Consider the following 25731-nt stretch of genomic DNA (forward strand, 5'->3'; position numbering starts at 1 on the left):
CTTCTCCCACGCCCTTCGCCGGGCCCGGCGCCCTCGTCGCCGAGCGGAGCCACAGGGTCGCAGGTCGCCATCGGGTACGCGGAAGGGCTCCGCATCCCGGACGGATGCGGAGCCCTTCGTCAGCGGTGGGCGCTTACTTGATCCTGGTCCCCGTGGAACGCAGGTTGGCGCACGCCTCGGTGACCCGCCGGGCCATGCCGGCCTCGGCCAGCTTGCCCCAGCTGCGCGGGTCGTAGACCTTCTTGTTGCCGACCTCGCCGTCGACCTTCAGGACGCCGTCGTAGTTGCGGAACATGTGGTCCGCGATCGGGCGGCTGAAGGCGTACTGGGTGTCGGTGTCCAGGTTCATCTTGACCACGCCGTTCTCCAGCGCGGTGGCGATCTCCTGCTCGGTGGAGCCGGAGCCGCCGTGGAAGACGAAGTCGAACGGTGACGTCTTGCCGTACTTGGCGCCCACGCCCTCCTGGAGGTCCTTGAGCAGCTCGGGGCGGAGCACGACGTTGCCCGGCTTGTAGACGCCGTGGACGTTGCCGAAGGACGCGGCCAGCAGGTAGCGGCCCTTCTCGCCCAGGCCGAGCGCCTCGGCGGTGCGCAGCGCGTCGTCGACGGTGGTGTACAGCTCGTCGTTGATCTCGTGGGTGACGCCGTCCTCCTCGCCACCGGTCGGGGTGATCTCGACCTCAAGGATGATCTTGGCGGCGGCGGCCTTGGCGAGCAGTTCCTGGCCGATGGCCAGGTTGTCCGCCAGGGTCTCGGCCGAGCCGTCCCACATGTGCGACTGGAACAGCGGGTTCTGGCCCTTGGCGACCCGCTCGGCGGAGACGTCGATCAGCGGACGGACGTAGCCGTCCAGCTTGTCCTTGGGGCAGTGGTCGGTGTGCAGCGCGACGGTGATGTCGTACTTGGCGGCCACGACGTGCGCGAACTCGGCGAGCGCGACGGCGCCGGTCACCATGTCCTTGTTGTGCTGTCCGCCCAGGAACTCCGCACCACCGGTGGAGATCTGGATGATGCCGTCGCTCTCGGCCTCGGCGAAACCACGCAGCGCTGCGTGCAGAGTCTGCGTCGAGGTCACGTTGATGGCCGGGTAGGCGAACTTGCCCGCCTTCGCCCGGTCGAGCATCTCGTTGTAGACCTCGGGAGTTGCGATGGGCATCTGTCCGCTCCTTGTGAAGTACGGGTGTGCGTTCTTGGCCCTGACCAGGGGGCGACGGCATCGCCGTCCTCATCTTCCCAGACGCGGTCGTTTGCTCCGCGTCACCTGCGGGGCGGGACGACGCGGCGGGGTGGCGGTTTCACGTGAAACCGCCACCCCCGGCAGCGTCAGGCGAGGCCGAGGTCGTCCAGCCGGTAACCGGTGAGGTAGGGCAGTCCGGCCTCGGCGATGGCCGAAGCGGCACCGCGGTCGACGATCGTCGCGACCGCGACGACCTCGGCGCCTGCCTCGCGGGCCGCCTCGACCGCGGTCAGCGGCGAGCCGCCGGTGGTGGAGGTGTCCTCGACGACCAGCACCCGGCGGCCCGTGATGTCCGGGCCCTCGATACGGCGCTGCATGCCGTGCGTCTTCTGCGCCTTGCGGACGACGAACGCGTCCAGGTGCTGCCCGCGGGCGGCCGAGGCGTGCAGCATCGAGGCCGCGACGGGGTCGGCGCCGAGCGTCAGGCCGCCGACCGCGTCGTAGTCCAGGTCGGCGGTGAGGTCCAGCATCAGCTGACCGACCAGCGGCGAGGCCGCGCCGTCCAGGGTGATCCGGCGCAGGTCGATGTAGTAGTCGGCTTCCTTGCCGGAGGAAAGCGTCACCTTGCCGTGCACCACGGCCTTGTCCTTGATCTGCTGCAGCAGCGCGCCGCGTACGTCCTCGGTCATGCGCACGAGCTTAAAGGAGCGCTCCCGGGAGGCCGCCGCCGCACGAGCCGGTGACCGGGACGGCCGCCGGCGCGCGGCAGGGGACGGGACTCAGCCGAGCTTCCGCCAGCTCCAGGTGGTGGAGATCTCCAGCGGGTCGATGGGGGTGACCAGGCGCGGCAGGGTGTTGAGGCCGTTGGGCGGCCCGGACTGCGGCTCGACGCAGACCGCCGCCTCCTGCTCGTCGTAGATCACGACCCACTCCGCGCGGCTGGTGATCTTCAGCTCCAGACGGCCGGGCCAGGTCACCGTCACGTCCACGCCCTGCGGCATCCCGAAGCAGTCGTCCCAGACGCCGGGAACGGGGTAGCCCCTGCTCGACCGGAGCAGCGAGTCAGGGGAGGGGTCGATCCGGCGGCCGGTGGGGAGGTGGTCGTCCCCGCGCTCCTCCTGCCAGGCGGCGTCGAAGTCGAGCCGGACGCCGGAGCTGCTGCCGCCGGCCGCCTCGTCGCCCGGAGCCACGCCGAGGTGCCGTACGAACCAGGGGTGCCAGCCGGCCTGTGCGGGGAAGGAGTCGCCGATCGCCTCGACCCCCATGGTCAGGGTGAGCGAGCCGCCGTCATCGGCCAGTTCGACCAGCTGGGTGACGGTTCCCGGGTACGGCCAGGGGGCCGCGGGGTCGGTGAGGTCGTAGGTGAAGGCGGCCGATGCCGCGCCGGCGCGGGCGGTCTTCCAGCGGAGGTCGCGGCCGGTGCCGTGGATGGCGTGCGGCGGGGAGTTGACCGGCATCCGGTGCAGCTCGGCGCCGTTACGGAACCGGCCGTGCTCGATCCGGCCGCACCACGGAACCATCGGGAAACAGCCGTACTTCGCGCCCTGCCGCAGCAGTTCGACGCCGCCGACGCGCAGGCTGCCGATCCGGCAGCCGGTGTCCGGATGGACGGTCAACTCGGCGTCTCCGGCGGCCAGCCGTACACCGGTGTCCTGCGCCTGCGCCGCGTTCTGCGTGGGGTTGTCGGTGCTCACGGAACCGACCCTAACGGTGCGCGGCACCGCCCGCCGCGCCATGGGGCGGACGGTGGAGGTGCGCGTCCGCCGGACGCGCGTCAGCGGCGGCGGCGCAGCACCCGGCCGACGACCACCGCCGACGCCAGCACCACGGCCGCCGCCGGCGCCGCCCAGCGCAGCACCGAGGTGCCGTGCGCCTCGGGCACCGGGACCGGCGCGTACCGCCCGCGCGGCGGGGCGTGGTCGACCTCCTCCGCGCTGCGTCCGATCATCGTGCGCCGCGCGTGCGCGGCCTCGGCGGGCGCGTCCTCGTCGTCGTCCTCGCCGTCGTAGGTCTCCCCGTCGTACGTCTGCCCGTCGTAGTTCTCGCCGTCGAAGACCGTGCCGTCATACATCGCCGCGGCGTCCGCGTCGCTGTGCGGGTCGAGCGACGGCGGCGGCACCTCGACGTCGAACACGCCGCTGTGCGGAGGGTCGGACGGGCCGGAGTCGGCCGCGGGGTCGGGGTGCGCGTCCGTCGGCGTCTTCGTGCCATCGGCCGCATCCGTCGCGGCGTCCGGCAGCGGGTGCTGTGCCAGGTCGGCGGCGAGGTTGGCGGCGAACTTGTCCAGCAGCCGGCGGCCCGCCGTCCGTGCCGCCTGGCCGGTGACCCCGGCGAGCCGGCCCCCGCTGCGCAGTGTGCCGGAACACCGCAGCGTGGTGCCGGGGCCGGGCTCCGCGGCCGGAGTGAGGCGTACGTCGAGGGTCAGCGTCACGGTGCCGTCGCCGCGCGCCTCCGTGCCGTGCGCCTCGATGGTCACGGCTGCGGCGCCCTGCTCCTCGCCCGCCGCACCCGCGGAGACGGCCAGCGAGCCGCGGTAGGTGATGGTGGAGCCGCCGATGCGGAGCCGCAGCCGGCCCTGGGGGCGGAGCGGGACGGTATCGGCGTCGAGCTGGACTCCGGGGACGCAGCGCGCCACCCGCGGCGGCTCGGTGAGAGCCTGCCGCACGGTCCCGGCGGGAAACGGAACGTACATCTCATGCTCCATGACATGGGAGCCTACCCAGCGTCCGCACAGCCGTGCCCGTCCCCGCACAACTTTCTCGGTGCCCGCGGCGCGCCCCCTGTCAGCCCTGGTAGCGGGGGTGCATCAGCGTCGAGGGCGGCAGGCCGCCGATCCGGTCGCGGGCCTGCGCGCGGGCTCCGGCACGCAGGTCGGTACGGGCGGCGGCCGGCAGCTTCGTGGTGGCCGTCGCCGCTTCGAGGTCCGGCGGCTGCCGCCCGGCCAGGACGAAGCCCCACCAGCCGAGCCCGCTCGGCGTGCCTGCCACGGCCGGGACGCGGGGTCCGGTCCGGTGGCCGTCGAACCGTCCGGGGAAGCGGTAGGGAACGGTCCGCAGCCCCACCGAGCGCAAGGTCGCGTCCACCGTCCAGAAGCACCGCGCCCGCGCCACCGGCGGCCCGGCGTGCACCACCATCCGCCCGTCCCCGGCCAGCGCCCGCGCCGCGAGCCCGTAGAACTCCTGCGAGTAGAGCTTGGTGCCCGCGGTCGCGCCGGGGTCGGGGAGGTCGGAGACGATGACGTCGTACGGGGCCGAGCGGCGGCCCCTGCCGCGGGCGCCCTCGCGCCGCAGCCAGTCGAAGGCGTCCGCGGTCACCAGCCGCACCCGGGGATCGTCCAGCGCGTGGCGGTTGAGGGCGGCGAGGCCGGGGTCCGTGCGCGCCAACCGGGCCAGTTCCGCGTCGAGTTCGACGACGGTCACCGAACGGACCCCGCGGTGGCGGAGGATCTCGCGGACGGCCAGGCCGTCGCCGCCGCCCAGCACCAGCACCCGGCCGTGCGGCCCGCCGGCCATCGCCGGGTGCACCAGCGCCTGGTGGTAGCGGGACTCGTTGTCGGCGCTGACCTGTAGCCGGCCGTCCAGATAGAGCGCGAGCGGCGCGCCGGAACCTTTCCTCCCATGCGCCGCACCGTCTGCGGCCCCCGCGCCTCCCGTCACCACCACCTCCTGGACGCCGGTCTGCACGGCGACCCGCGCGGCGGATCCGTACACCGCCTGCCGGGCGGCGCGCTCGAACGGCGCGGCCAGCAGCACGGCCGCCGCGAGCAGCGCGAGCACCAGGACGTTGACGGCCAGCAGCATCCAGCGCGCCCGCACGGTCAGGTCGTGGCGGAACAGCCACAGCACCAGCGCGCCGCCGGCCGCAGCGTTGACCGCGCCGGTCACCAGGGCGCCGGTCAACTGGCCGAGCAGCGGCAGCAGAAGAAACGGAAAGGCCAGGCCGCCGACGAGCGCTCCTACGTAGTCGGCGGCGAAGAGGTCGGCGACCGCGCCGCCCGCGTCCTGCCTGCGCACCCGCTGGATCAGCGTCATCAGCAGCGGCACCTCGGCGCCGACCAGCACGCCGATGGCCAGCGAGAAGCCGACGAGCGCGGCGCGGGACTGGCCGTACCAGGCGAAGCAGGCGTACAGCGCCATCGCCGAGCAGCCGCCGACCAGGGCGAGGCAGGACTCCACGGCGCCGAAGCCGACCGCGGCCCGGCAGCGCAGCCGTTTGGCGAGCAGTGCGCCGATGCCCATGGCGAAGACCATCACCGACAGCACGACGGATGACTGGGTGACGGAGTCGCCGTCCAAGTAGGTGGCCAGCGCCACCAGTTCGAGTTCGTACACCAGGCCGCAGGCGGCGCAGACGAAGACCGCGGCGAGTACGAGCAGCCGTCCGAGCCCGGACGGTACCGGCAGTCGCGCCGGCTGGGTGACCTCCGGCGGCACGAAAGCGCCGGTTCTGACGGTCTCTTGCAGGTCGATCATGAAATGAACGCTACGTGACGATTACGTACGTATTTGTCACCCACACGAGTGCAGTCTGCTTTCTACACACGGGAGTTGGAGCGCGAAGGGGCGGGCGGGCCCACGCCCTCCGCGCCCCGTCGCGCCCCCTGCGGAGCGCCGCAGGTCAGACCGCCGCGACGGCTCGCACACCCACCCGGGTACGGGTGGCGACCAGGCGCCCCTCCTGGGGATAGGCATGCCAGGTACGCCAGCGCACCTGGCCCTGCCGCCGCTGCGCCAGCATCGCGGTGAAGGCGTGCGGCGAGCCGGGGAACGTCCCGGCCAGGCCGTGAGGGTGTTCGGCGACCAGCGCGAGCAGTTCCTGCGCGCGCCCCGCGAACGAGCCGCGCGACAGTGTCTCCACATGCGCGGCGAATTCGTACTCCCAGTCACCCAGCCGCTTGGCCACACCGAGCGGGAGCGGCGTACTGCTGCCCGGCATGCAGGCGACGGTCTCGGAACAGGTGCCGCGCTCCTCTTCCAGCAGTACTTGATGTGAGGCCCCCAGAAGCCTCAACTGCACCTGGGCGTCGTCTAGTCGAAGGTCGAGTACCGCCAGGGCCGGCAGGGGTTCCCTGCCCAGCGCCCAGGCAAGATCTGATGCACGGGTATCGGTATAGGCCGTTGTCAGGGTCGTGAGCATGGGTTCGGCTCCGCAAGCACGCAGTGGATGGTGGGCCGGCCCGCCCCGGAGAAGGATCAGGGATATGACTGCCTGCCGGCTCGTGCCCACGTGGGGTCCGAGAACTGGGGGATTCTCAAGGGAGAGGGAATCACGAATGCCCTGCCGTCCACAGCGTTTTTACCCATCTTCGCCGGGTTTCCATCCCTCAGAGGGCCCTACAGTTCAGTTGTTCAACACCCAAGCGTTCAGCGGGTGTTGAAGAAAGAGCGGCGACTCGCGAACGGAGAGCGCCACGGACATGATCCAGTCGCATGTGCGGCCCTGCGGACACCCTCGGGACCGCCGGGCGGGCCGCCGTGAAAACCCCCGCGGCCCGGCGTCCGGCGCCCGCTCCCCCGCGTCCGGCTCAGCCGGATCCGCCGCAGGATGAACCCCCGCCACCGCCGCAGCCGTGATGGCCGCCACCGCCACCGCACCCGTGGTGCCCGCCGTGATGTCCGTGGTGACCGCCGCCGAGACCGCCGTCGCTGCCGCCGCCGACCCACCAGCTGCCGCCCGCCCCACGCGTCCCGCGACCGGCTCCGGCACCACCGCGGGACAGCAGGGACACCAGCCCCAGCACCACCACGACCACCACCATGAAGACGACGAAACCCATCCGCCCCACACCCCTTCCGCTCCCCCGAAGCGAGGCACCCGCCCCGTCCGGCGCCCCGCCACAAGGCGAATGACACCGGTGTTCTTTGTTCGTCCGGGGCTGCTTCCCGGCATTCCTGATCCCCATGCGCAGTTGAGGAACTCCAGAGGTTCGGCGGAGGATGGCGCGCATGGACCGACCGCTGCTCAACCGCCGCCTCGCCGAGTTCGGCACGACGATCTTCGCCGAGATGTCGGCGCTCGCCGTACGGACCAACTCCCTCAACCTCGGTCAGGGCTTCCCCGACGCCGACGGACCCGAAGAGGTCAGGGAGGCCGCGGTGCGCGCGCTGCGCGACGGCCGCGGCAACCAGTACCCGCCGGGCCCCGGCGTCCCCGAACTGCGCACCGCCGTCGCCGCGCACCAGCAGCGGTTCTACGGCCACCTCGGCGTGACCTGCGACCCCGACACCGAGGTCCTGGTCACCGCGGGCGCCACCGAAGCGATCGCCGCCTCGCTGCTGGCCCTGCTGGAGCCGGGCGACGAGGTCATCGCGCTGGAGCCGTACTACGACTCGTACGCCGCCTGCATCGCGATGGCCGGCGGCACCCGCGTCCCGGTGACCCTCCGCCCGGACCCGGAGAGCGGCACCTACGCACTCGACCTGGACGAACTGCGCGACGCCGTCACCGACCGCACCCGCCTCATCCTCCTCAACACCCCGCACAACCCCACCGGGACCGTCCTGTCCCGCGACGAGCTGGCCGAGATCGCCCGCCTGGCCTGCGAACGCGACCTCCTCGTGATCACCGACGAGGTCTACGAACACCTGGTCTTCGAGGGCGAGCACCTGCCCCTCGCGTCCTTCCCCGGCATGCACGGGCGGACCGTCACCATCGGCTCGGCGGGCAAGACCTTCTCCTTCACCGGGTGGAAGGTCGGCTGGGTCACCGCGGCCCCCGAGCTGATCAGCGCCGTCCGCTCGGCGAAGCAGTTCCTCACCTACGTCTCCGCCGGCCCCTTCCAGTACGCCGTCGCCGAGGCGCTCGCGCTGCCCGACGGCTACTTCACGGCGCTGCGGGACGACCTGCGCGCCAAGCGCGACATCCTGGCCCGCGGCCTGGCCGACGCCGGTTTCGGCGTCTACCGCCCGGCCGGCACCTACTTCATCACCACCGACATCCGCCCCCTCGGCTTCGACGACGGCTTCGCCTTCTGCCGGGCGCTGCCCGAGCGGGCCGGCGTCGTCGCCATCCCCAACGCCGTCTTCTACGACCACCGGGACGAGGGCGCCCCGTTCGTGCGCTTCGCGTTCTGCAAGAGCACCGACGTCCTCCAGGACGCGGCGGCGCGGCTGAAGACCCTGGCCGGCTGACGGCCCCGGACGCGCGCGGGCCCCCGGAGCAGATCGCTCCGGGGGCCCGCGCGCACCGTGGTCGGCAAGAGGGTCTCAGCCCTCGTCGTCGCCCGGCTTCTCGTCGCCTTCGATCTCGGACTCCAGGCCGAGCTGCTCGACGATCCACTTGTCGAACTCGATCGACGCGCGGACCCAGCTGACGGTGCTCGACACGAAGTGTTCGAGCGCGACGCCGGTGCCGATCAGCATCGACGCCTCACCGATCAGGCGGACGGTGCCGTCGTCGTGGGTGTGGGTGTAGGCCTTGGGCCACAGCGTCCGGCGGTTCCAGTCGTCGATCGCCTCCAGCAGCTTCGACTTGTCGTCGATGCCGTGCGGGCGGTCGTAGAACGTACGGACGGAGAAGATCTGCTGCTCCTCCTCCCCACGGAACATGAAGTACGTGCGGAACTGCTCCCACGGGGCGGCGAGATCGCCTTCCTCGTCGACTACGTACTTCAGCTCCATCTGGTCGAGGAGCTGCTTGACCAAGTCCTGGTCGGGCACGACGGGCCCCTCAGGCCCCGACGGCTGCGGTTCGGGCTGGCCCCCGAAATTCGGAATCGAGGACGGGTCGATGCTCACCGTGGATTTCCCTTCGTATGGTCTGCGCCATTCTCCGCCATGCCCGCCCCGTCCTGGCAAGCCGAACGGGGCGGGGCGGAGCGTGGCGCCGCTCAGACGGCCGCGCGGGCCGGCTCCACGGAGAGGTGGTCGCCGTCGACGTCCACCCGCACGGTGTCGCCGTCCAGCACCTCGCCCGCCAGGATGGCGCGCGCCAGCTGGTCGCCGATGGCCGTCTGGACCAGGCGGCGCAGCGGGCGGGCCCCGTAGGACAGGTCCGGTGCCGGGGCGCCGTCGACCGGTTCCCTGCCGAGCCAGGCGAGCCAGGTCAGGGCCTGGTCGGTGACGTCCAGCGTCAGCCTGCGGTCGGCGAGGCGGCCCTGGAGGTGGTCGAGCTGGATCCGGGCGATCCGCTGGAGCTGGTCCGTGCCGAGCGGGTGGAAGACCACCACGTCGTCGAGGCGGTTGAGGAACTCCGGACGGAAGGAGCCGCGGACGGTCTCCAGGACCTTCTCCTTCTTCTGATCCTCCTTGAGCAGGGGGTCCATCAGGAAGTTCGAGCCGAGGTTGGAGGTCAGGATGAGGATGGTGTTGCGGAAGTCGACGGTGCGGCCCTGGCCGTCGGTGAGCCGGCCGTCGTCCAGCACCTGGAGGAGGACGTCGAAGACCTCGTGGTGGGCCTTCTCGACCTCGTCCAGGAGCACCACGGAGTACGGGCGGCGGCGTACCGACTCGGTGAGCTGGCCGCCCTCCTCGTAGCCGACGTAGCCGGGCGGGGCGCCGACCAGCCGGGCGACGGAGTGCTTCTCGCCGTACTCGCTCATGTCGATGCGGACCATCGCCCGCTCGTCGTCGAAGAGGAAGTCGGCGAGCGCCTTGGCCAGTTCGGTCTTGCCGACGCCGGTCGGGCCGAGGAAGAGGAACGAGCCGGTGGGGCGGTCCGGGTCGGCGATGCCCGCGCGGGTGCGGCGCACCGCGTCCGACACGGACCGTACGGCCTCGCGCTGACCGATCAGCCGCTTGCCCAGCTCCTCCTCCATGCGCAGCAGCTTCTGCGTCTCGCCTTCGAGGAGACGGCCTGCGGGGATGCCGGTCCAGGCGCCGACCACGTCCGCGATGTCGTCGGGGCCGACCTCCTCCTTGACCATCGGCGCCGTGGCGCTCCCGTCGTCGGCGCCCTTGCTCGCCTCCTGCTCGGCCTCCGCCTCGGCGGCTGCCTCCAACTCCCGCTCCAGGCCGGGGATTTCGCCGTAGAGCAGCTTGGACGCGGTGTCGAAGTCGCCGTCGCGCTGCGCGCGGTCGGCCTGGCCGCGCAGCTCGTCGAGCTTCTCCTTCAGCTCACCGACGCGGTTGAGGCCCTGCTTCTCCTTCTCCCAGCGGGCGGTCAGGCCGCGCAGCTCCTCCTCCTTGTCGGCGAGGTCCTTGCGCAGCTTCTCCAGCCGCTGGACGGAACCGGCGTCGGTCTCGTTCTTGAGCGCCAGCTCCTCCATGCGCAGCCGGTCCACGGACCGCTGGAGCTCGTCGATCTCGACCGGCGACGAGTCGATCTCCATCCGCAGCCGCGACGCGGCCTCGTCGACCAGGTCGATGGCCTTGTCGGGGAGGAACCTGGAGGTGATGTAGCGGTCGGAGAGGGTGGCAGCCGCGACCAGCGCGGAGTCCGCGATGACGACCTTGTGGTGCGCCTCGTAGCGCCCCTTGAGGCCGCGCAGGATGGCCACCGTGTCCTCGACGGTCGGCTCGGCGACCAGCACCTGCTGGAAACGCCGCTCCAGCGCCGGGTCCTTCTCGATCCGCTCGCGGTACTCGTCGAGGGTGGTCGCGCCGACCATCCGCAGCTCGCCGCGGGCCAGCATCGGCTTGAGCATGTTGCCCGCGTCCATCGCGGAGTCGCCGCCGGCGCCCGCGCCGACGACCGTGTGCAGCTCGTCGATGAAGGTGATGACCTGGCCGTCGCTGGACTTGATCTCCGCGAGTACGGTCTTGAGCCGTTCCTCGAACTCGCCGCGGTACTTCGCGCCGGCGACCATCGCCCCCAGGTCGAGCGCGACCAGCCGCTTGTTGCGCAGCGACTCGGGCACGTCACCCTTGACGATGCGCTGGGCCAGACCCTCGACGACCGCGGTCTTGCCGACACCCGGCTCACCGATCAGCACCGGGTTGTTCTTCGTCCGCCGGGACAGCACCTGCACGACGCGGCGGATCTCGTGGTCCCGGCCGATGACCGGGTCGAGCTTGCCGTCACGGGCCGCAGCCGTGAGGTCCGTACCGAACTTCTCCAGCGCCTTGTACGTGCCCTCCGGGTCGGCGTTGGTCACCCGGCGCCCGTCGCGCGCCTCCTCGAAGGCCGCCAGCAGCTTCTTGGCGGACGCGCCCTGCTGCTCCAGCAGCTCACCGGTGGCGCCGCCCTTGGCCGCGATGCCGATGAGCAGGTGCTCGGTGGAGACGTAGGCGTCGCCCAGTTCCTTGGCGCGCTGCGCGGCGTCCGTGATGACGGCGAGCAGCTCGCGGTCCGGCTGCGGCGGCGCGACCGTCGAGCCCTGCACGCTGGGCAGCGCGGCGAGCCTGCGCTCGGCCCCCGACCGCAGCGCTGCGGCGTCCGCGCCGACGGCGGCCAGCAGGTCGGTGATGTTCGCGTTGCTGTCGGCCTGGCCCGCCAGGAGCGCGAGCAGCAGATGCGCGGACGTCATGTCCGCATGTCCGGCGGCCACCGCCCGCTCGTTGGCGGCGCTCAGCACTTCCCGGCTCTTGTTGGTCAGCTCGGCGTCCACGTTCGCGCGTTCCTCCTCGTACTCGTGCTGTGATCCTGGGGCCGACCCGAGGCCGGTCTGCTCACACCAACGTGCGATAAGTTGAGTCTATTCCACTCAAGGTTGTTTCGGGGCCTGCGCTCGGCACTTTTCCGGACGCAGGGGCCCACACGTGTGAGTGAACCGGGCCGGACCAGGCTCCGCCACCGGCGGCCGTTGGGGAGGCTGGCCTTCCAGCACAAGGAGGTGCAGCATGACGGCTATGGCACACGAGCCCATGCCTACGCAGACGGACATCCTCCTCGAAGGGTTTCTCGCCCTGGACACACCAAGCGGCTTCAGGGCCGAGCTCATCGAGGGGGAAATCGTTGCGACGCCACCGCCGGACGGCGACCACGAGTACTACCTGAGCACCGTCTTCAAACAGGTGTTGCGGAAGTCCGCAACACCCATGGACCTCTCGGGACACAAAGGGCTCATCCTCTCCGGCACCGGGGCCCGGCCCGCGGACCACGTGATCCCCGACGCCACCTTCGCCCCGGAGGCTCTCCGCCTCTTCCAGGGAGCACCCCCCTGGATGCCCAGCGACGGCGTTGCGATGGTCGTCGAGGTGACGTCGAGCAAGCCCTACGCGGACCGCGTCGCCAAACGCCACGGCTACGCCCGCGCCGGCATCCCGCTCTACCTCCTCGTGGACCGCGACAAGTCCGCGACCACCCTGTTCAGCGAGCCGGAGAAAGGCGACTACCTGACCCGCCACACCGCCCTCTTCGGCAAGTCCATCGCCCTCCCCGCCCCCTTCTCCTTCGACCTGGAGACCGGCGACTTCCTCTGAGCCCGTGAGCGCCCTCCCCATGGCGCGCCGCCGCAATTACGCTTCCCCCATGGCCCACGACCTCGCCGCCCTCAGCCCCGAGTACCTCACCTTCTGGGGCGAGTACTTCATGCCGACGCTGACCACCCTGCGCCCGGACGGCACCCCGCACGTCGTCCCGGTCGGCGTCACCTACGACGCGGGCGAGCGGATCGCGCGGATCATCACCCGCAAGGGCAGCACCAAGGTCAAGAACGTCCGGGCCGCGGGCGCGGACGGCGCGCGGGTCGCGGTGTGCCAGGTCGACCGCGGTCGCTGGGCGACGCTTGAGGGCATCGCGCGGGTGCGGACGGACGCCGACGCGGTGGCGGACGCCGTCCACCGGTACGCCGAGCGCTACGGCAGGACGCCGGGCCCCAACCCCGACCGCGTCATGATCGAGATCGCGGTGACCAAGGCGCTCGGCCGCGCCTGAGCCAGGGCCCCCGGCGGGGGTATCGTCGCCCCCACCGTCGCGACGCCCCGGAGGGCACGATGAACGCGGTCCGTGTCACGGCGATCGCCTGCCTGATGCCGCTGTCCGAGCTGGACGAGGAACCGTTCCTGGTCGACGACCGCGGCCAGCACGAGATGTGCGGACAGTGGGCGGCGGCCCGTGACTTCCACCTGACCTGCCGGCTCAGCCTGCACCGCCTGCGCGCCGACCACGACCAGCTGTGGCGCGACGTCGAGCAGGGCCTCGTCGACGTGTTCGTGGCGCCGCACCGCAGAGTGCTGGAGCACGCCGTCGACGACGCCGACGCCTTCGCCGAGCGGTGCGCGGCGGCCGGCGTGCGGCTGGCGACCGCCGACCTCGACGAGCCGGTCTACACCCCGGCGATGAAGTCGCACGTGCACCGCAGGCTGTCGATGCCGACCGCGGGCTACAACGGCTGCTAGCCGGCCGCGGGCAAGCGAAAGGGCCGGGTCTCCCCGGCCCTTCCCCTGCTCGGATGCCGCTACTCGCCGCGCTTGGGGCGCCACACCACCAGCGCGCTGGTCTGCTGCACGTCCTGGTACGGCACCAGGTCGCGGCGGTAGGAGGCGTGCACCGCCGCCTCGCGCTGCTGCATCGCGCTGGCCGCGCCCTCCAGGGCGCCCTGGAGTTCGGCGACCCGCTGCTGGAGCGCGGCCACCTGGTTCTCCAGCTCGATGATGCGCTTGATGCCGGCGAGGTTGATGCCCTCGTCCTGGGACAACTGCTGCACCGTACGGAGCAGTTCGATGTCCCGGGCGGAATAGCGGCGGCCCCGCCCGGCCGTACGGTCGGGCGAGACCAGACCCAGCCGGTCGTACTGCCGCAGGGTCTGCGGATGCAGGCCGGAGAGCTGAGCCGCGACGGAGATGACGTACACCGGCGAATCTTCGGTCAGTTCATACGGGTTCCGACGATGCCCGCCCCGGCTGTCCATCTCAAGCTCCCTTCGCGGCCTGGAACAGCTCTGCCCGCGGATCCTCTCCCGCGGTCGCCTCGCGATAGGCCGCCAGCGATTCCCTGGCCTTGTCGCCGAGTTCCTGAGGAACGACCACCTCAATGGTGACCAGCAGGTCGCCGCGGGTGCCGTCCTTGCGGGCCGCGCCCTTGCCCCGGGCCCGCATGGTGCGTCCGTTGGGAGTGCCGGGCGCGATCTTCAGCGTCACCGGCGGGCCGCCCAGCGTCGGCACCCGGACCTCGCCGCCGAGCGCGGCCTCAGGGAAGGTGACCGGCACCGTGACGGTGAGGTTGTCGCCCTTGCGGCCGAAGACGGGGTGGCTGTCGACGTGGACCACGACGTACAAGTCGCCCGCCGGGCCGCCCTGTTCACCAGGAGTGCCCTTGCCGCGCAGCCGGATGCGCTGCCCGTCCGACACCCCGGCCGGGATGCGGACCTGCATCGTGCGCGCGCTCGTCGCCCGGCCGCTGCCCTTGCAGACCTCGCACGGGTCCTGGGCGATCAGGCCCCGGCCCTTGCAGTCGGCGCACGGATCGGTGAGGGAGAAGCCGCCGCCCGCGCCCCGGCTGACCTGCCCGGTGCCGACGCAGGTCGGGCAGACCCGCGGCGTACCGTTTTTGTCGCCGGTGCCCGAGCACGCCTTGCACGGCGCCTGGCTGGACATCCGCAGCGGGACCGTGGCCCCGTCCACCGCCTCGGTGAAGCTGAGCGTCACCTCGGACTCGACGTCCTGGCCGCGGCGCGGCTGGGTACGCGTCCCGGCGCCGCCGCGGTTGAAGAGGCCGCCGAAGACGTCCCCGAGCCCGCCGCCGAAGCCGCCGCCCTGCCCTTGTCCCTGGCCCTGCGAGCCCCCGAAGAGGTCGCCCAGGTCGAAGTTGAAGCTGCCGCCGCCCGCGCCGGGGCCCGGCCGGTAGCCGCCGTTGCCGAACAGCGCCCGCGCCTCGTCGTACTCCTTGCGGCGCTTGGGGTCACCGAGGATGTCGTTCGCCTCGGAGATCTCCTTGAAGCGCTCCTCGGCCCTGGCGTCACCGGTGTTGGCGTCCGGGTGGTTCTCCCGGGCGAGCTTGCGGTACGCCTTCTTGATCTCGGCGTCGGTGGCGTCCTTGGGGACGCCGAGGACCTTGTAGTAGTCCTTCTCGACGAAGTCCTTGGTGCTCATCCCCGACGTCCCTCCTTCCGCGTCTTCTTCTCTGCCGTCCGCACGTCAGCCCTCGTCCGGGCCACCGTTTTCCTCGTCCGAAGGCTTGCTGTCCTCTTCGGAGGCGGACTTGGTGCCCTGGGCGCCCGGCTGCGGCTCGGCGACCGCGACCCGCGCGGGGCGGATCGTTCGTTCACCGATGCGATACCCGGGCTGAAGGATCGCCACGCACGTCGTCTCCGTGACGTCGGGCGCGTACGAATGCATCAGGGCTTCGTGGATCGTCGGGTCGAAGGGCTCGCCCTCCTTGCCGAACTGCTGGAGGCCCAGCTTGGCGACCACGGTCTCCATGGATTCGGCGACCGACTTGAAGCCGCCGACCAGCTCGCCGTGCTCACGGGCACGGCCCACGTCGTCGAGCACCGGAAGGAGCTCGGACAGGAGGTTCGCCGCGGCGATCTCCTTGACCGTGACCCGGTCCCGCTCGACCCGGCGGCGGTAGTTCTGGTACTCCGCCTGGAGCCGCTGGAGGTCCGCGGTGCGCTCGTTGAGCGCCGTACGCACCTGGTCCAGCTGCGCCGTGAGCGCGATGTCGGATGTGTCGGGCTTGTCGTCCCCGGCCGGGGCCGAGCCCGCCTTGTCGGCGGACTCGGCACGCTGCGCCGCGTCGTCAGGGTGTCCTGCGGACTCGGTGCCGGAAGGGACGTCGGGCTTCTCCTCGAAGCCCGGGGTCTCCTCCGTCACGCGGCACCATCCTTCTTCGGCTTCTCGTCGTCGACGATCTCGGCGTCCACGACGTCGTCATCGGCCTTGGCCTGCTCGGCGCCTTCGGCACCCGCAGCACCCTCGGCGCCACCCGCGGCCTGGGCGTCGGCGTACATGGCCTGGCCCAGCTTCTGCGAGACGGCGGCGACCTTCTCGGTGGCGGTGCGGATCTCGGCGGTGTCCTCGCCCTTGAGCTTTTCCTTCAGCTCGCCGACGGCGGTCTCGACCTCGGTCTTGACCTCGGCGGGGACCTTCTCCTCGTTGTCCTTGAGGAACTTCTCCGTCTGGTAGACGAGCTGCTCGCCCTGGTTACGGGCCTCGGCGGCCTCGCGGCGCTTGGTGTCCTCGTCCGCGTACTGCTCCGCCTCCTGGCGCATGCGGTCGACCTCGTCCTTCGGCAGCGAGGAGCCGCCGGTGACGGTCATCTTCTGCTCCTTGCCCGTGCCCAGGTCCTTCGCGGTCACGTGCATGATGCCGTTGGCGTCGATGTCGAAGGAGACCTCGATCTGCGGGACGCCACGCGGGGCCGGCGGCAGACCGGTCAGCTCGAACATCCCGAGCTTCTTGTTGTACGCCGCGATCTCGCGCTCGCCCTGGTAGACCTGGATCTGCACGGAGGGCTGGTTGTCCTCGGCGGTGGTGAAGATCTCGGACCGCTTGGTCGGGATCGTCGTGTTCCGCTCGATGAGCTTGGTCATGATGCCGCCCTTGGTCTCAATGCCGAGGGACAGCGGGGTGACGTCCAGCAGGAGGACGTCCTTGACCTCACCCTTGAGGACACCGGCCTGGAGGGTGGCGCCGATGGCGACGACCTCGTCCGGGTTGACGCCCTTGTTGGCGTCCTTGCCGCCGGTCAGCTCCTTGACCAGCTCGGCGACGGCCGGCATACGGGTCGAGCCGCCGACCAGCACCACGTGGTCGATCTCGGACAGCTCGATGCCGGCGTCCTTGATGACGTTGTGGAACGGGGTCTTGCAACGCTCCAGGAGGTCCGCGGTCAGCTGCTGGAACTGCGAGCGCGTGAGCTTCTCGTCCAGGTGCAGCGGGCCCTCGGCGGAGGCGGTGATGTAGGGAAGGTTGATCGTCGTCTCGGTGGAGGACGACAGCTCGATCTTCGCCTTCTCGGCGGCCTCGCGCAGGCGCTGGAGCGCCATCTTGTCCTTGGCCAGGTCGACGCCGTGACCGTTCTGGAACTGCTTGACCAGGTAGTCGACGACGCGCTGGTCCCAGTCGTCACCACCGAGGTGGTTGTCACCGTTGGTGGCCTTCACCTCGACGACGCCGTCACCGATCTCCAGCAGCGAGACGTCGAAGGTGCCGCCACCGAGGTCGAAGACCAGGATGGTCTGGTCGTCCTTCTCCAGGCCGTAGGCCAGGGCTGCGGCGGTCGGCTCGTTGACGATGCGCAGGACGTTCAGACCCGCGATCTCACCGGCCTCCTTGGTGGCCTGGCGCTCGGAGTCGTTGAAGTAGGCGGGGACGGTGATGACCGCGTCCATGACCTTCTCGCCCAGGTACGCCTCGGCGTCACGCTTGAGCTTCTGCAGGATGAAGGCGCTCATCTGCTGCGGGTTGAAGCCCTTGTCGTCGATGTCGATCTTCCAGTCGGTGCCCATGTGGCGCTTGACCGACCGGATGGTCCTGTCGACGTTGGTGACCGCCTGGCGCTTCGCGACCTCGCCGACCAGCACCTCGCCGTTCTTGGCGAAGGCGACAACGGACGGCGTGGTCCTGGCGCCCTCGGCGTTGGTGATGACGGTGGGCTCACCGCCTTCGAGAACACTGACGACGGAGTTCGTCGTGCCCAGGTCGATGCCGACCGCACGTGCCATTTCAATTCCTCCAGTGACTTGAGTGGAACAGGCTCAAGAGTGCAACACGGATCCAAACCTGTCAACAGACCTGAGTCGAGCCCGCTCAACTTTTATGTCGACCTTATCGTCACCGAGGGTTCCGGCCTGCGACGCCCCGGTCGCCGGGGGACGCCGGGACGGCTGCGCAGGGTTGCCTGCGCGACGCAGATCACCGGCCGGGCGGCTTCATGGGGTCGCGGATACTGGGTAACCTCAGCGCAGACCTGAAAAGTTACCGCTTAGTAGTCCCGCTCAGATTTCCGCTCTCGCAGGTTCGAGGAGCCCCCAAATGCAACTCGCCGCGATCCTCGTGTCGCTGGTCCTCATCGCGGTCGGCGTCGCGCTGTTCGGCCGTGCCCTGGTGCAGATCTACCGGTTCGTACGGCTCGGCCAGCCCGTACCGGCCGGCACCCGTACCGACGAACCCGTACAGCGCACCGTCACCGTGGCCAAGGAATTCCTCGGCCACACCCGCATGAACCGCTGGGGCGTCGTCGGTGTGGCGCACTGGTTCGTGGCGGTGGGCTTCTTCTCGCTGCTGCTGACGATCGTCAACGCCATCGGCCAGCTCTTCCAGGCCGACTGGCTGCTGCCGGTCATCGGCGAGTGGGCGCCGTACAACGTCTTCGTCGAGTTCATCGGCACGATGACGGTCCTCGGCATCCTGGTCCTGATCGTCATCCGGCAGCTGAGCCGGCCGGGCGGTGCGGGCCGCAAGTCCCGCTTCGCCGGCTCCAATTTCGGCCAGGCGTACTTCGTCGAGGCCGTCATCCTCATCGTCGGCGTCTGCATCTTCATGCTGCACGCGCTGGAGGGCGCCCAGCACCACGTGAGCGGCTACGAGGCGTCGTTCTTCATCTCGTACCCGGTGATCTCGTGGCTGGAGGGCATGGACGTCTCGACGCTCCAGAACCTCACCTACTTCTTCGCCGGCCTCAAGATCGCGACGTCCTTCATCTGGATGATCACGGTCGCGCTCAAGACCGACATGGGCGTGGCCTGGCACCGCTTCCTCGCCTTCCCCAACATCTGGTTCAAGCGCGAGGCGGACGGCGACGTCGCGCTCGGCGAGCTGAAGCCGATGACCAGCGCGGGCAAGCCGATCGACTTCGAGGACCCGGGCGAGGACGACCAGTTCGGCGTCTCGCAGATCGAGCACTTCTCCTGGAAGGGCATCCTCGACTTCTCCACCTGCACCGAGTGCGGTCGCTGCCAGTCGCAGTGCCCCGCCTGGAACACCGGCAAGCCGCTCTCCCCGAAGCTGCTGATCATGTCGCTGCGCGACCACGCGCACGCCAAGGCGCCCTACCTCCTGGCGGGCGGCGGCAAGGACGAGGAGGGCAACGAGAAGGCCACCGCCGAGCAGCTCGCCGACGTGCCGGCCGCCGCGCTGGCCGAGGCCGAGCGCCCGCTGATCGGCACCCTCGAAGAGAACGGCGTCATCGACCCGGACGTCCTGTGGTCCTGCACCACCTGCGGCGCCTGCGTCGAGCAGTGCCCGGTCGACATCGAGCACATCGACCACATCGTCGACATGCGCCGCTACCAGGTCATGATCGAGTCGTCGTTCCCGTCCGAGGCGGGCACGATGCTCAAGAACCTGGAGAAGAAGGGCAACCCCTGGGGCCTGGCCAAGAAGCAGCGGCTCGCCTGGACGAAGGAGGTCGACTTCGAGGTCCCGGTCGTCGGCAAGGACGTCGAGGACCTGACCGAGGTCGAGTACCTCTACTGGGTCGGCTGCGCCGGCGCCCTGGAGGACCGCGCCAAGAAGACCACCAAGGCGTTCGCCGAGTTGCTGCACATCGCAGGCGTCAAGTTCGCGATCATGGGCGGCGACGAGAAGTGCACCGGTGACTCGCCGCGCCGCCTGGGCAACGAGTTCCTCTTCCAGCAGCTCGGCGCCGAGAACGTCGCGACGCTGAACGCGGCGTTCGGCGAGTCCCTCAACGAGGAGGGCGAGGTGGACGAGTCGACGAAGAAGCCCAAGTCGGCCAAGAAGATCGTCGCGACCTGCCCGCACTGCTTCAACACCATCGCCAACGAATACCCGCAGCTGGGCGGCGAGTTCGAGGTCATCCACCACACCCAGCTGCTCCAGCACCTCGTCGACGAGGGCAAGCTGGTCCCGGTCACCCCCGTCGAGGGCCTGATCACGTACCACGACCCCTGCTACCTCGGCCGCCACAACAAGGTCTACACACCGCCGCGCGAGATCATCGCCAAGGTGCCCGGCCTGCGGAACGAGGAGATGCACCGCCACAAGGAGCGCGGCTTCTGCTGCGGCGCGGGCGGCGCCCGGATGTGGATGGAAGAGCGCATCGGCAAGCGCATCAACAACGAGCGGGTCGACGAGGCGCTGTCCCTCAACCCGGACATCGTCTCCACCGCCTGCCCCTTCTGCCTCGTCATGCTCACCGACTCCGTCAACGGCAAGAAGAACGACGGCAAGGCGAAGGAATCCGTCCAGGTCGTCGACGTCGCCCAGCTCCTGCTGGACTCCGTCAAGACCCCCGCCGACCCGGACGGCGAGTCCGCGGCCGAGGACGCACCGGAGCCCGAACCGGTGAAGTGACGCCACGGAGCAACCATCAGGCCACGGCCGGTCCCGCACACCGCGGGGCCGGCCGTGGCCGTTGCGCAGCCGGGCAGCGACCGCCAACCACCGTCCGCCGCACGGAAATTCCCTGTCCTGACGGCACCCGGCCCTGCGACCATGCCGCCATGCACCCGGCCGCCCCGCTCCCCCTGATACGCCCCGCCACCACGACCGACGCGCCGCAGATCGCGCACGTCCATCAGGAGTCGCGGCGCGCCACCATGCCCTACCTCCCGCCGCAGCGCCACGACCACGCGGCCGTCACCCACTGGATCCGCGAGACGGTGCTCACCACCCGCACCACCTGGGTGGCCGTACGCGGCCCCGACCTCATCGGCTACGCCGCCGTCCACGACGACGTACTGGAAGACCTCTACGTACACCCCGACGCGCTCCGTACCGGCACCGGCACCCTGCTGCTCGACACGGCCCGCGGCCACCGCCCCGACGGCCTCACCCTGCACGTCTTCGCGCGCAACACCATGGCCCGCGCCTTCTACGCGCACCACGGCTTCACCGTCGTCGCCACCGGGGACGGCAGCGGCAACATGGAGGGCCTGCCGGAGCTGACCCTGCGGTGGATCCCCTAGGAGCCTGGCCGGTTTCCGCAGGTCGCGGTGTCCTGTTCCCCCTAGGGGATGTCACAGCTCGGCAGCAAAGGCCCTCCGGTGTGCCCACGCCGCCACCGGGGCCGCGCGGAGCAGGTACGTTCGATGAGTGGCTGGATTCAGGATGGGTCGCGGACGGGATCCCCGCACCGCGCAGGACGGGCAGCAGCAGGGGCAGCAGGCGCCGTACGGACAGCAGGGACCGTACGGGCAACAGCCCCCGCCTCCGCATGGCCAGTGGCAGCAGCAGCCGCCGCAGCCCCCGCAGCCGCAGTACGGCGGCCCGCCGCAGGGGCAGCCGGGCGGCCACGGCGAACCGGAGTACTTCGGCGACGGCGGCTACCAGCCGCCGCAGTCGTACGCGCCGTACACCGCCGACAACAGCCCAGGCCACACCCAGCAGTTCAGCATCGGTGAGGCCCCGGACGCCTACGCGGAGCCGTACGGCGGCGCGCCGGGACAGGGCCCCGACGACGGCTACGCCGACGGCGGCGTCTACCGCGCCGGACAGGCCACCGCGCCGCCGGCCGGCCCCCGGCTGCACTGGAAGCAGCTGCTGCCCGGCATCGTGCTGCGCCCGGCGCCCACGTTCTGGCAGATGCGCGACCACCAGGTCTGGGCCCCCGCGCTGATCGTCACCTTCGTCTACGGCCTGCTCGCGGTCTTCGGCTTCGACAAGGCCCGCGAGGACGTGCTCAACGCCACCCTCGCCAACAGCATCCCCTGGGTGCTGATCACCGCCGTGATGTTCGTCATCGGCAGCCTGATCCTCGGCGCGGTCACCCACACCCTCGCCCGCCAGCTCGGCGGCGACGGCGCCTGGGCCCCGACCATCGGCCTGTCCATGCTGATCATGACGATCTCGGACGCGCCCCGGCTGGTGTTCGCGATGTTCCTCGGCGGCGACAGCCCGATCGTCACGATCCTCGGCTGGCTGACCTGGCTCGCCTCCGGCTACCTCCTCACCTCGATGGTGAGCAAGTCGCACGACCTGCCGTGGCCCAAGGCGCTGGGCGCCAGCGCCATCCAGCTGATCGCCCTGCTCGCCCTGGTGAAGCTCGGCACGCTGTAACCGGCACCCCGCACGTACGGCCCAGGGCCCCGCTCCCCTTCCCGGAGCGGGGCCCTGGGCCTTCGCGTGCGGCTACGCGTCCCCGAACCGCTGCGCCGCCGAACCGTCGCAGGGCTGGAGCCGCAGCGGGTCCTTCGCCGCGCCCAGCGCCAGGCACAGCGACGGCGCCCCGGCCGGCCGGTACGACCCCTGGTCGCCCGCGGTGAACTGCTGGTTCGCCGCCCCTGAGCAGTTCCACAGCACCAGCGCCGCACCCGGCTCGTACCGGCCGCCCGGCACGTCGAGGCAGCGGTCATGGGTCAGCCCGACGTGCAGCGACCGCTGCCGGGTGTCGTGCCACCAGTCCTGATTGCGCTGCCCGTTGCAGTCCCAGCCGCCGACGGCCGTCCCGTTGCCGCTCGCGCCGCCGGTCGCGTCCAGGCAGCTGCCGGTTGCGGCGTTGTGCAGCGGCCGGAAGGCGTCGTCCCAGGCCCCCGGGTACAGCTCCGGCTTCCCGGTGCTCGCCGGGTCGGCGCAGGACGCCTCGCGCAGCCCCGCGTCGTAGAGCTGGGTCAGGCAGGACGCGAAGGCGGCGTGCCCCCTGGCGTTGGGGTGGAAGGACTGCCGCACCGAATTCGCGTCCGGCGGGAAGGGGTTGGCGACGTTCACGTACAGGCCGCGCGCCCAGGTGTCCTCCATGCACGCCTCGTGCCCGTGGAACAGCCGCGAGGTGTCGAGGTACGTCGCCCCTGCGCCCACCGCGGCCTTGCGCACCCCGCGCTCGAACGCCGGGACCGCGGTGTTCCGTCCCCAGCCGGCGTCGGAGGTGTAACCGGTGCAGCCACCCGGCAGCTTGCCCGGAAAGTTGGGATTGTCCTTCACGTCGGGCCCGATCGGGCTCGGATACGACATGACCACCAGCCGGTAGTCGTCCTCGCCGTACCCCGCGTCGCGCATCACCGTCCGCAGGTCACCGACCGTCCGCTCGACCTTGGGCACCAGACCGTCCACCCGCGCCTGCCAGCCCGGCTGGTACTTCGGCTCGCAGGTGCCCTGGAGCAGGAACCAGCGTGTGACGCAGTCCGTCATCACCGGGCCGAACTGGAGGTCGTCGTTGGCGCCCACCATCAGCACGACCATCTTCAGCCGGGTGTTGCGCGCCGCCACCGCCAGGCTGTCGCTCTGCACCAGCTCATCGGGGTACTGCTTGTCGCCCCCGATGACGATGTTGCCGCTGTACGCACCGGAACAGGCGGCGTTGTACGTGACGTCCGCCGCGATGCCGGTCCGGTGGATCGCCGCGTCGGGCGACCGGTGGCACCAGTTGTCGGGCCCGTCGGTCCCCGGCTCGTACGTGCCCACGCCCTCGCCGGAGATCTCGCTGTCGCCCAGCGAGATCAGCGAGGTCTTCCGCTCGTCGAGCGGGCGCACGGCCGGGTCGCCGTACAGGCCGGTGGCCTGCCGCGCCCGGACCGCCTCCAGCTCCGGCGCCAGGGGCGCGCCGCCCCCGGTGCCCGCCGTCGCGGCCGGCGCCGCGAAGGCCGCGCCCGTCCCGCCGATCCCGCCGAACACCACGGTCAGCGCCGCCACCACGGCCGCCAGCCGCCGCCGTCCCGTACGTCTCCTGGACCTCACCGATCTCGCACGCGCCATGGGGTCTCCCCTCCGGTCTGCTGTTACCGCCGGTTTCTACTCGGAGGTAGACACCGGCGGAACACCCGGAGCGGTATTGGCCGAAAGGCGCGGTCGCGGCGCGGGGGGACGGGACGGGAAACGGGACGGGCGTCGGGGAAATTCCCACCCCGCCCGGCCCAACTCCCGTCAGGCGTCCAGCACTTGGTTGTCCCTGCGGACGACCGGCGGCTCCACACTCCACGGGAAGTTGATCCACTCGTCCGTGCGCTTCCACACGTACTCGCACTTCACCAGCGAGTGCGACTTCTCATAGATCACCGCGCTGCGGACCTCGGCCACGGTCCCCTGGCAGAAGTCGTGCACCAGCTTCAGCGTCTTGCCGGTGTCCGCCACGTCGTCGGCGATCAGCACCTTCTTCTGCGAGAAGTCGATCGCGTTCGGCACCGGCGCCAGCATCACCGGCATCTCCAGCGTCGTCCCGACGCCCGTGTAGAACTCCACGTTCACCAGGTGGATGTTCTTGCAGTCCAGCGCGTACGCCAGCCCGCCCGCGACGAACACGCCGCCGCGCGCGATCGACAGCACGACGTCGGGCTCGTACCCGTCGTCGGCGACCATCTGCGCCAGCTCGCGGATCGCCCCGCCGAACCGCTCGTACGTCAGGTTCTCCCGTACGTCACTCACGTATCTCTCTCAGACCTTCTGTCTCTTACGCCCTGTGCGCGCCGCGCCCCGGGGCCGCTGCCCCGCCACCCACACGCCGTACGCCCACACCCGACGGCGCACGCTCACGCCGGCCGGGCGTGCCTTCACACCTGAGTACGGTGGAAATTCTTGAAGGACCGCGACGGCGTCGGCCCGCGCTGGCCCTGGTAGCGGGAGCCGTAACGCGCCGACCCGTAGGAGTGCTCGGCGGGCGAGGTCAGCCGGAACATGCACAGCTGCCCGATCTTCATGCCCGGCCACAGCTTGATCGGCAGCGTCGCGACATTGCTCAGCTCAAGCGTCACGTGCCCGCTGAACCCGGGGTCGATGAACCCGGCCGTCGAATGCGTCAGCAGCCCCAGCCGCCCCAGCGAGCTCTTCCCCTCGAGCCGGGAGGCCAGGTCGTCCGGCAGCGTGATGACCTCGTACGTCGAGGCCAGCACGAACTCACCGGGATGCAGGATGAACGCCTCGTCCCCCTCCGGCACGACCTCACGCGTCAGGTCGGCCTGCTCCACGGCGGGGTCGATGTGGGGGTAGCGGTGGTTCTCGAACACCCGGAAGTAGCGGTCGAGACGCACGTCAATGCTGGACGGCTGCACCATCGACTCGTCGTAGGGGTCGATGCGCACCCGACCGGCGTCGATCTCGGCCCGGATGTCCTTGTCTGAGAGAAGCACGGGGACGAGGATACGCGCCCGGCCCCACCACGACGCACGGCGCGGCCCCGCCCCCGCACACAGCGAGGGTCCGGCCCCACCGGGACCGGACCCTCGCCCGCCACTCCTGCTTCCACTGCCTGCCGGCCGCATGCCGCCATCGGCGGCTGCCGGCCACTTCCTGCCGCGGGTGCTTCCTTCCGCTTCCCGTCACCGGCCGGCACTGATCACCGGCCGCGCACGGTCCGCCGGACTACCGCTTCGCGTACTCCACCGGAACCGCGTTGCGCAGCCGCGCACAGCGCGGGCACCGCAACAGCCGCCCGGGACCGAGCCGGTCGGTGGTCTGCATCGGGAACGAAGCGGTGCTGAACACGTGCCCCTCGGCACAACGGACGACGGTGCGCTCCATCAAGTCCTCTCCCAACTGCGTGGACAACGCCCGCCACATTAGGGGATGAACCGGGCGCCCTTTCACGCGGCACTCCGCCGCCCCACCGTACGCCCCAACTCCCGCACCCCGCAGCCACATCCCACCCCCGCGACCACCCTCCGACACCCGCCGTGCTCACGGGTTCCCCACGGGCAGAACACACCGCGATCGAGTCATGGGGTAGAGTGTGCGAAGCTGCACCGCCCTCAATTCGGGCGGTTCTGTGCGGGTGTAGTTTAATGGTAGAACATGAGCTTCCCAAGCTCAGAGCGCGGGTTCGATTCCCGTCACCCGCTCCACTGCGAAGCCCCAGGTCAGGGACCTGGGGCTTGTTTGTTGTCTGGACCATTTTTGGGTCGC

Annotated in this window: 24 protein-coding genes and 1 tRNA gene; 8 read left to right on the plus strand and 17 right to left on the minus strand. The window is 70.8% G+C overall.

Features of this window, described 5'->3' with window-relative positions; translation table 11 throughout:
• Nucleotides 1–133: 133 nt before the first annotated feature.
• The 7 genes from fbaA to ACGFNI_RS15555 all read right to left on the minus strand — a co-directional run bounded on the left by fbaA (nucleotide 134) and on the right by ACGFNI_RS15555 (nucleotide 6953).
• Complete coding sequence (gene fbaA / locus ACGFNI_RS15525; RefSeq protein ID WP_393684051.1) at nucleotides 134–1156, minus strand: class II fructose-bisphosphate aldolase; 1023 nt, start codon at nucleotides 1154–1156, stop codon at nucleotides 134–136.
• 167 nt (nucleotides 1157–1323) lie between these two features.
• Nucleotides 1324–1866 carry an orotate phosphoribosyltransferase gene (gene pyrE, locus ACGFNI_RS15530; protein WP_393684053.1) on the minus strand — a complete coding sequence of 181 codons (543 nt, stop codon included), beginning with the start codon at nucleotides 1864–1866 and terminating at the stop codon, nucleotides 1324–1326.
• Nucleotides 1867–1956: 90 nt separating this feature from the next.
• The gene (locus ACGFNI_RS15535) at nucleotides 1957–2871 is read right to left on the minus strand and encodes an aldose 1-epimerase (RefSeq protein WP_393684055.1); all 915 of its coding nucleotides are present in this window, start codon (nucleotides 2869–2871) and stop codon (nucleotides 1957–1959) included.
• A gap of 80 nt (nucleotides 2872–2951) precedes the next feature.
• Nucleotides 2952–3869 (minus strand): SRPBCC domain-containing protein, encoded by a 918-nt coding sequence (locus tag ACGFNI_RS15540; protein ID WP_393684057.1) that lies wholly within the window; start codon nucleotides 3867–3869, stop codon nucleotides 2952–2954.
• 91 nt (nucleotides 3870–3960) lie between these two features.
• Nucleotides 3961–5649, minus strand: a complete 1689-nt coding sequence (locus ACGFNI_RS15545; protein ID WP_393684059.1) for a polyamine aminopropyltransferase — start codon at nucleotides 5647–5649, stop codon at nucleotides 3961–3963.
• Nucleotides 5650–5794: 145 nt separating this feature from the next.
• A complete protein-coding gene (locus ACGFNI_RS15550) occupies nucleotides 5795–6313 on the minus strand; it encodes a DUF2617 family protein (RefSeq protein ID WP_393684060.1) in 519 nt (172 codons plus the stop codon).
• 388 nt (nucleotides 6314–6701) lie between these two features.
• On the minus strand, nucleotides 6702–6953 hold the full coding sequence (locus tag ACGFNI_RS15555; protein WP_393684062.1) for a hypothetical protein: 252 nt from the start codon (nucleotides 6951–6953) through the stop codon (nucleotides 6702–6704).
• Between the two features lie 169 nt (nucleotides 6954–7122).
• Between ACGFNI_RS15555 and ACGFNI_RS15560 the strand changes: the two genes are divergently transcribed.
• Nucleotides 7123–8307 carry a pyridoxal phosphate-dependent aminotransferase gene (locus tag ACGFNI_RS15560; RefSeq protein WP_393684063.1) on the plus strand — a complete coding sequence of 395 codons (1185 nt, stop codon included), beginning with the start codon at nucleotides 7123–7125 and terminating at the stop codon, nucleotides 8305–8307.
• A 75-nt stretch (nucleotides 8308–8382) separates the two neighbouring features.
• Here ACGFNI_RS15560 and ACGFNI_RS15565 read toward each other — a convergent pair whose 3' ends face one another.
• Entirely contained in the window at nucleotides 8383–8913 is a 531-nt protein-coding gene (locus ACGFNI_RS15565) for a YbjN domain-containing protein (RefSeq protein WP_393684065.1), read from the minus strand.
• A gap of 92 nt (nucleotides 8914–9005) precedes the next feature.
• Complete coding sequence (gene clpB, locus ACGFNI_RS15570; RefSeq protein ID WP_393684067.1) at nucleotides 9006–11663, minus strand: ATP-dependent chaperone ClpB; 2658 nt, start codon at nucleotides 11661–11663, stop codon at nucleotides 9006–9008.
• Nucleotides 11664–11904: 241 nt separating this feature from the next.
• On the opposite strand from clpB, the gene ACGFNI_RS15575 reads away from it, so the two are divergent.
• The 3 genes from ACGFNI_RS15575 to ACGFNI_RS15585 are packed head-to-tail and all read left to right on the plus strand — an operon-like array spanning nucleotide 11905 to nucleotide 13395.
• Nucleotides 11905–12477, plus strand: a complete 573-nt coding sequence (locus tag ACGFNI_RS15575; RefSeq protein ID WP_393684634.1) for a Uma2 family endonuclease — start codon at nucleotides 11905–11907, stop codon at nucleotides 12475–12477.
• A 49-nt stretch (nucleotides 12478–12526) separates the two neighbouring features.
• Nucleotides 12527–12931, plus strand: a complete 405-nt coding sequence (locus ACGFNI_RS15580; protein WP_393684069.1) for a TIGR03618 family F420-dependent PPOX class oxidoreductase — start codon at nucleotides 12527–12529, stop codon at nucleotides 12929–12931.
• Nucleotides 12932–12990: 59 nt separating this feature from the next.
• Entirely contained in the window at nucleotides 12991–13395 is a 405-nt protein-coding gene (locus tag ACGFNI_RS15585) for a hypothetical protein (RefSeq protein WP_393684070.1), read from the plus strand.
• A 59-nt stretch (nucleotides 13396–13454) separates the two neighbouring features.
• Here ACGFNI_RS15585 and ACGFNI_RS15590 read toward each other — a convergent pair whose 3' ends face one another.
• From ACGFNI_RS15590 to dnaK, 4 genes are read right to left on the minus strand one after another with little or no spacing between them, the layout of a single operon-like run.
• Nucleotides 13455–13907, minus strand: coding sequence for a heat shock protein transcriptional repressor HspR (locus tag ACGFNI_RS15590; protein WP_227047113.1), 453 nt, complete (start codon nucleotides 13905–13907; stop codon nucleotides 13455–13457).
• 1 nt (nucleotide 13908) lies between these two features.
• Nucleotides 13909–15087, minus strand: coding sequence for a molecular chaperone DnaJ (dnaJ, locus tag ACGFNI_RS15595; RefSeq protein WP_393684073.1), 1179 nt, complete (start codon nucleotides 15085–15087; stop codon nucleotides 13909–13911).
• A 45-nt stretch (nucleotides 15088–15132) separates the two neighbouring features.
• Nucleotides 15133–15810 (minus strand): nucleotide exchange factor GrpE, encoded by a 678-nt coding sequence (gene grpE, locus ACGFNI_RS15600; protein WP_393684075.1) that lies wholly within the window; start codon nucleotides 15808–15810, stop codon nucleotides 15133–15135.
• Nucleotides 15807–17663: a molecular chaperone DnaK gene (dnaK, locus tag ACGFNI_RS15605; RefSeq protein ID WP_393684077.1), complete on the minus strand. Its 1857-nt coding sequence runs from the start codon at nucleotides 17661–17663 to the stop codon at nucleotides 15807–15809. The genes grpE and dnaK overlap by 4 nt, the downstream gene beginning before the upstream one ends.
• Before the next feature lie 310 nt (nucleotides 17664–17973).
• Between dnaK and ACGFNI_RS15610 the strand changes: the two genes are divergently transcribed.
• The 3 genes from ACGFNI_RS15610 to ACGFNI_RS15620 all read left to right on the plus strand — a co-directional run bounded on the left by ACGFNI_RS15610 (nucleotide 17974) and on the right by ACGFNI_RS15620 (nucleotide 21960).
• Nucleotides 17974–20256 (plus strand): heterodisulfide reductase-related iron-sulfur binding cluster, encoded by a 2283-nt coding sequence (locus ACGFNI_RS15610; RefSeq protein WP_393684078.1) that lies wholly within the window; start codon nucleotides 17974–17976, stop codon nucleotides 20254–20256.
• A gap of 149 nt (nucleotides 20257–20405) precedes the next feature.
• Nucleotides 20406–20870 (plus strand): GNAT family N-acetyltransferase, encoded by a 465-nt coding sequence (locus ACGFNI_RS15615; protein WP_393684080.1) that lies wholly within the window; start codon nucleotides 20406–20408, stop codon nucleotides 20868–20870.
• Between the two features lie 142 nt (nucleotides 20871–21012).
• Entirely contained in the window at nucleotides 21013–21960 is a 948-nt protein-coding gene (locus ACGFNI_RS15620; protein ID WP_393684636.1) for a Yip1 family protein, read from the plus strand.
• Between the two features lie 72 nt (nucleotides 21961–22032).
• On the opposite strand, the gene ACGFNI_RS15625 is transcribed toward ACGFNI_RS15620, so the two are convergent.
• The 4 genes from ACGFNI_RS15625 to ACGFNI_RS15640 form a co-directional block, all read right to left on the minus strand.
• Entirely contained in the window at nucleotides 22033–23592 is a 1560-nt protein-coding gene (locus ACGFNI_RS15625; protein ID WP_393684082.1) for a ricin-type beta-trefoil lectin domain protein, read from the minus strand.
• A 168-nt stretch (nucleotides 23593–23760) separates the two neighbouring features.
• Nucleotides 23761–24258 carry a phosphoribosyltransferase gene (locus tag ACGFNI_RS15630; protein WP_393684084.1) on the minus strand — a complete coding sequence of 166 codons (498 nt, stop codon included), beginning with the start codon at nucleotides 24256–24258 and terminating at the stop codon, nucleotides 23761–23763.
• Between the two features lie 125 nt (nucleotides 24259–24383).
• Complete coding sequence (gene dcd, locus ACGFNI_RS15635; protein ID WP_393684086.1) at nucleotides 24384–24959, minus strand: dCTP deaminase; 576 nt, start codon at nucleotides 24957–24959, stop codon at nucleotides 24384–24386.
• Nucleotides 24960–25191: 232 nt separating this feature from the next.
• Nucleotides 25192–25377 carry a hypothetical protein gene (locus tag ACGFNI_RS15640; RefSeq protein WP_345089704.1) on the minus strand — a complete coding sequence of 62 codons (186 nt, stop codon included), beginning with the start codon at nucleotides 25375–25377 and terminating at the stop codon, nucleotides 25192–25194.
• Nucleotides 25378–25596: 219 nt separating this feature from the next.
• Between ACGFNI_RS15640 and ACGFNI_RS15645 the strand changes: the two genes are divergently transcribed.
• Nucleotides 25597–25670 (plus strand) — tRNA-Gly (locus ACGFNI_RS15645).
• Nucleotides 25671–25731 lie beyond the last annotated feature (61 nt).

Origin of the sequence: Streptomyces sp. NPDC048644, from assembly GCF_043199105.1 — a bacterium.
Classification (GTDB): Bacteria; Actinomycetota; Actinomycetes; order Streptomycetales; family Streptomycetaceae; genus Streptomyces.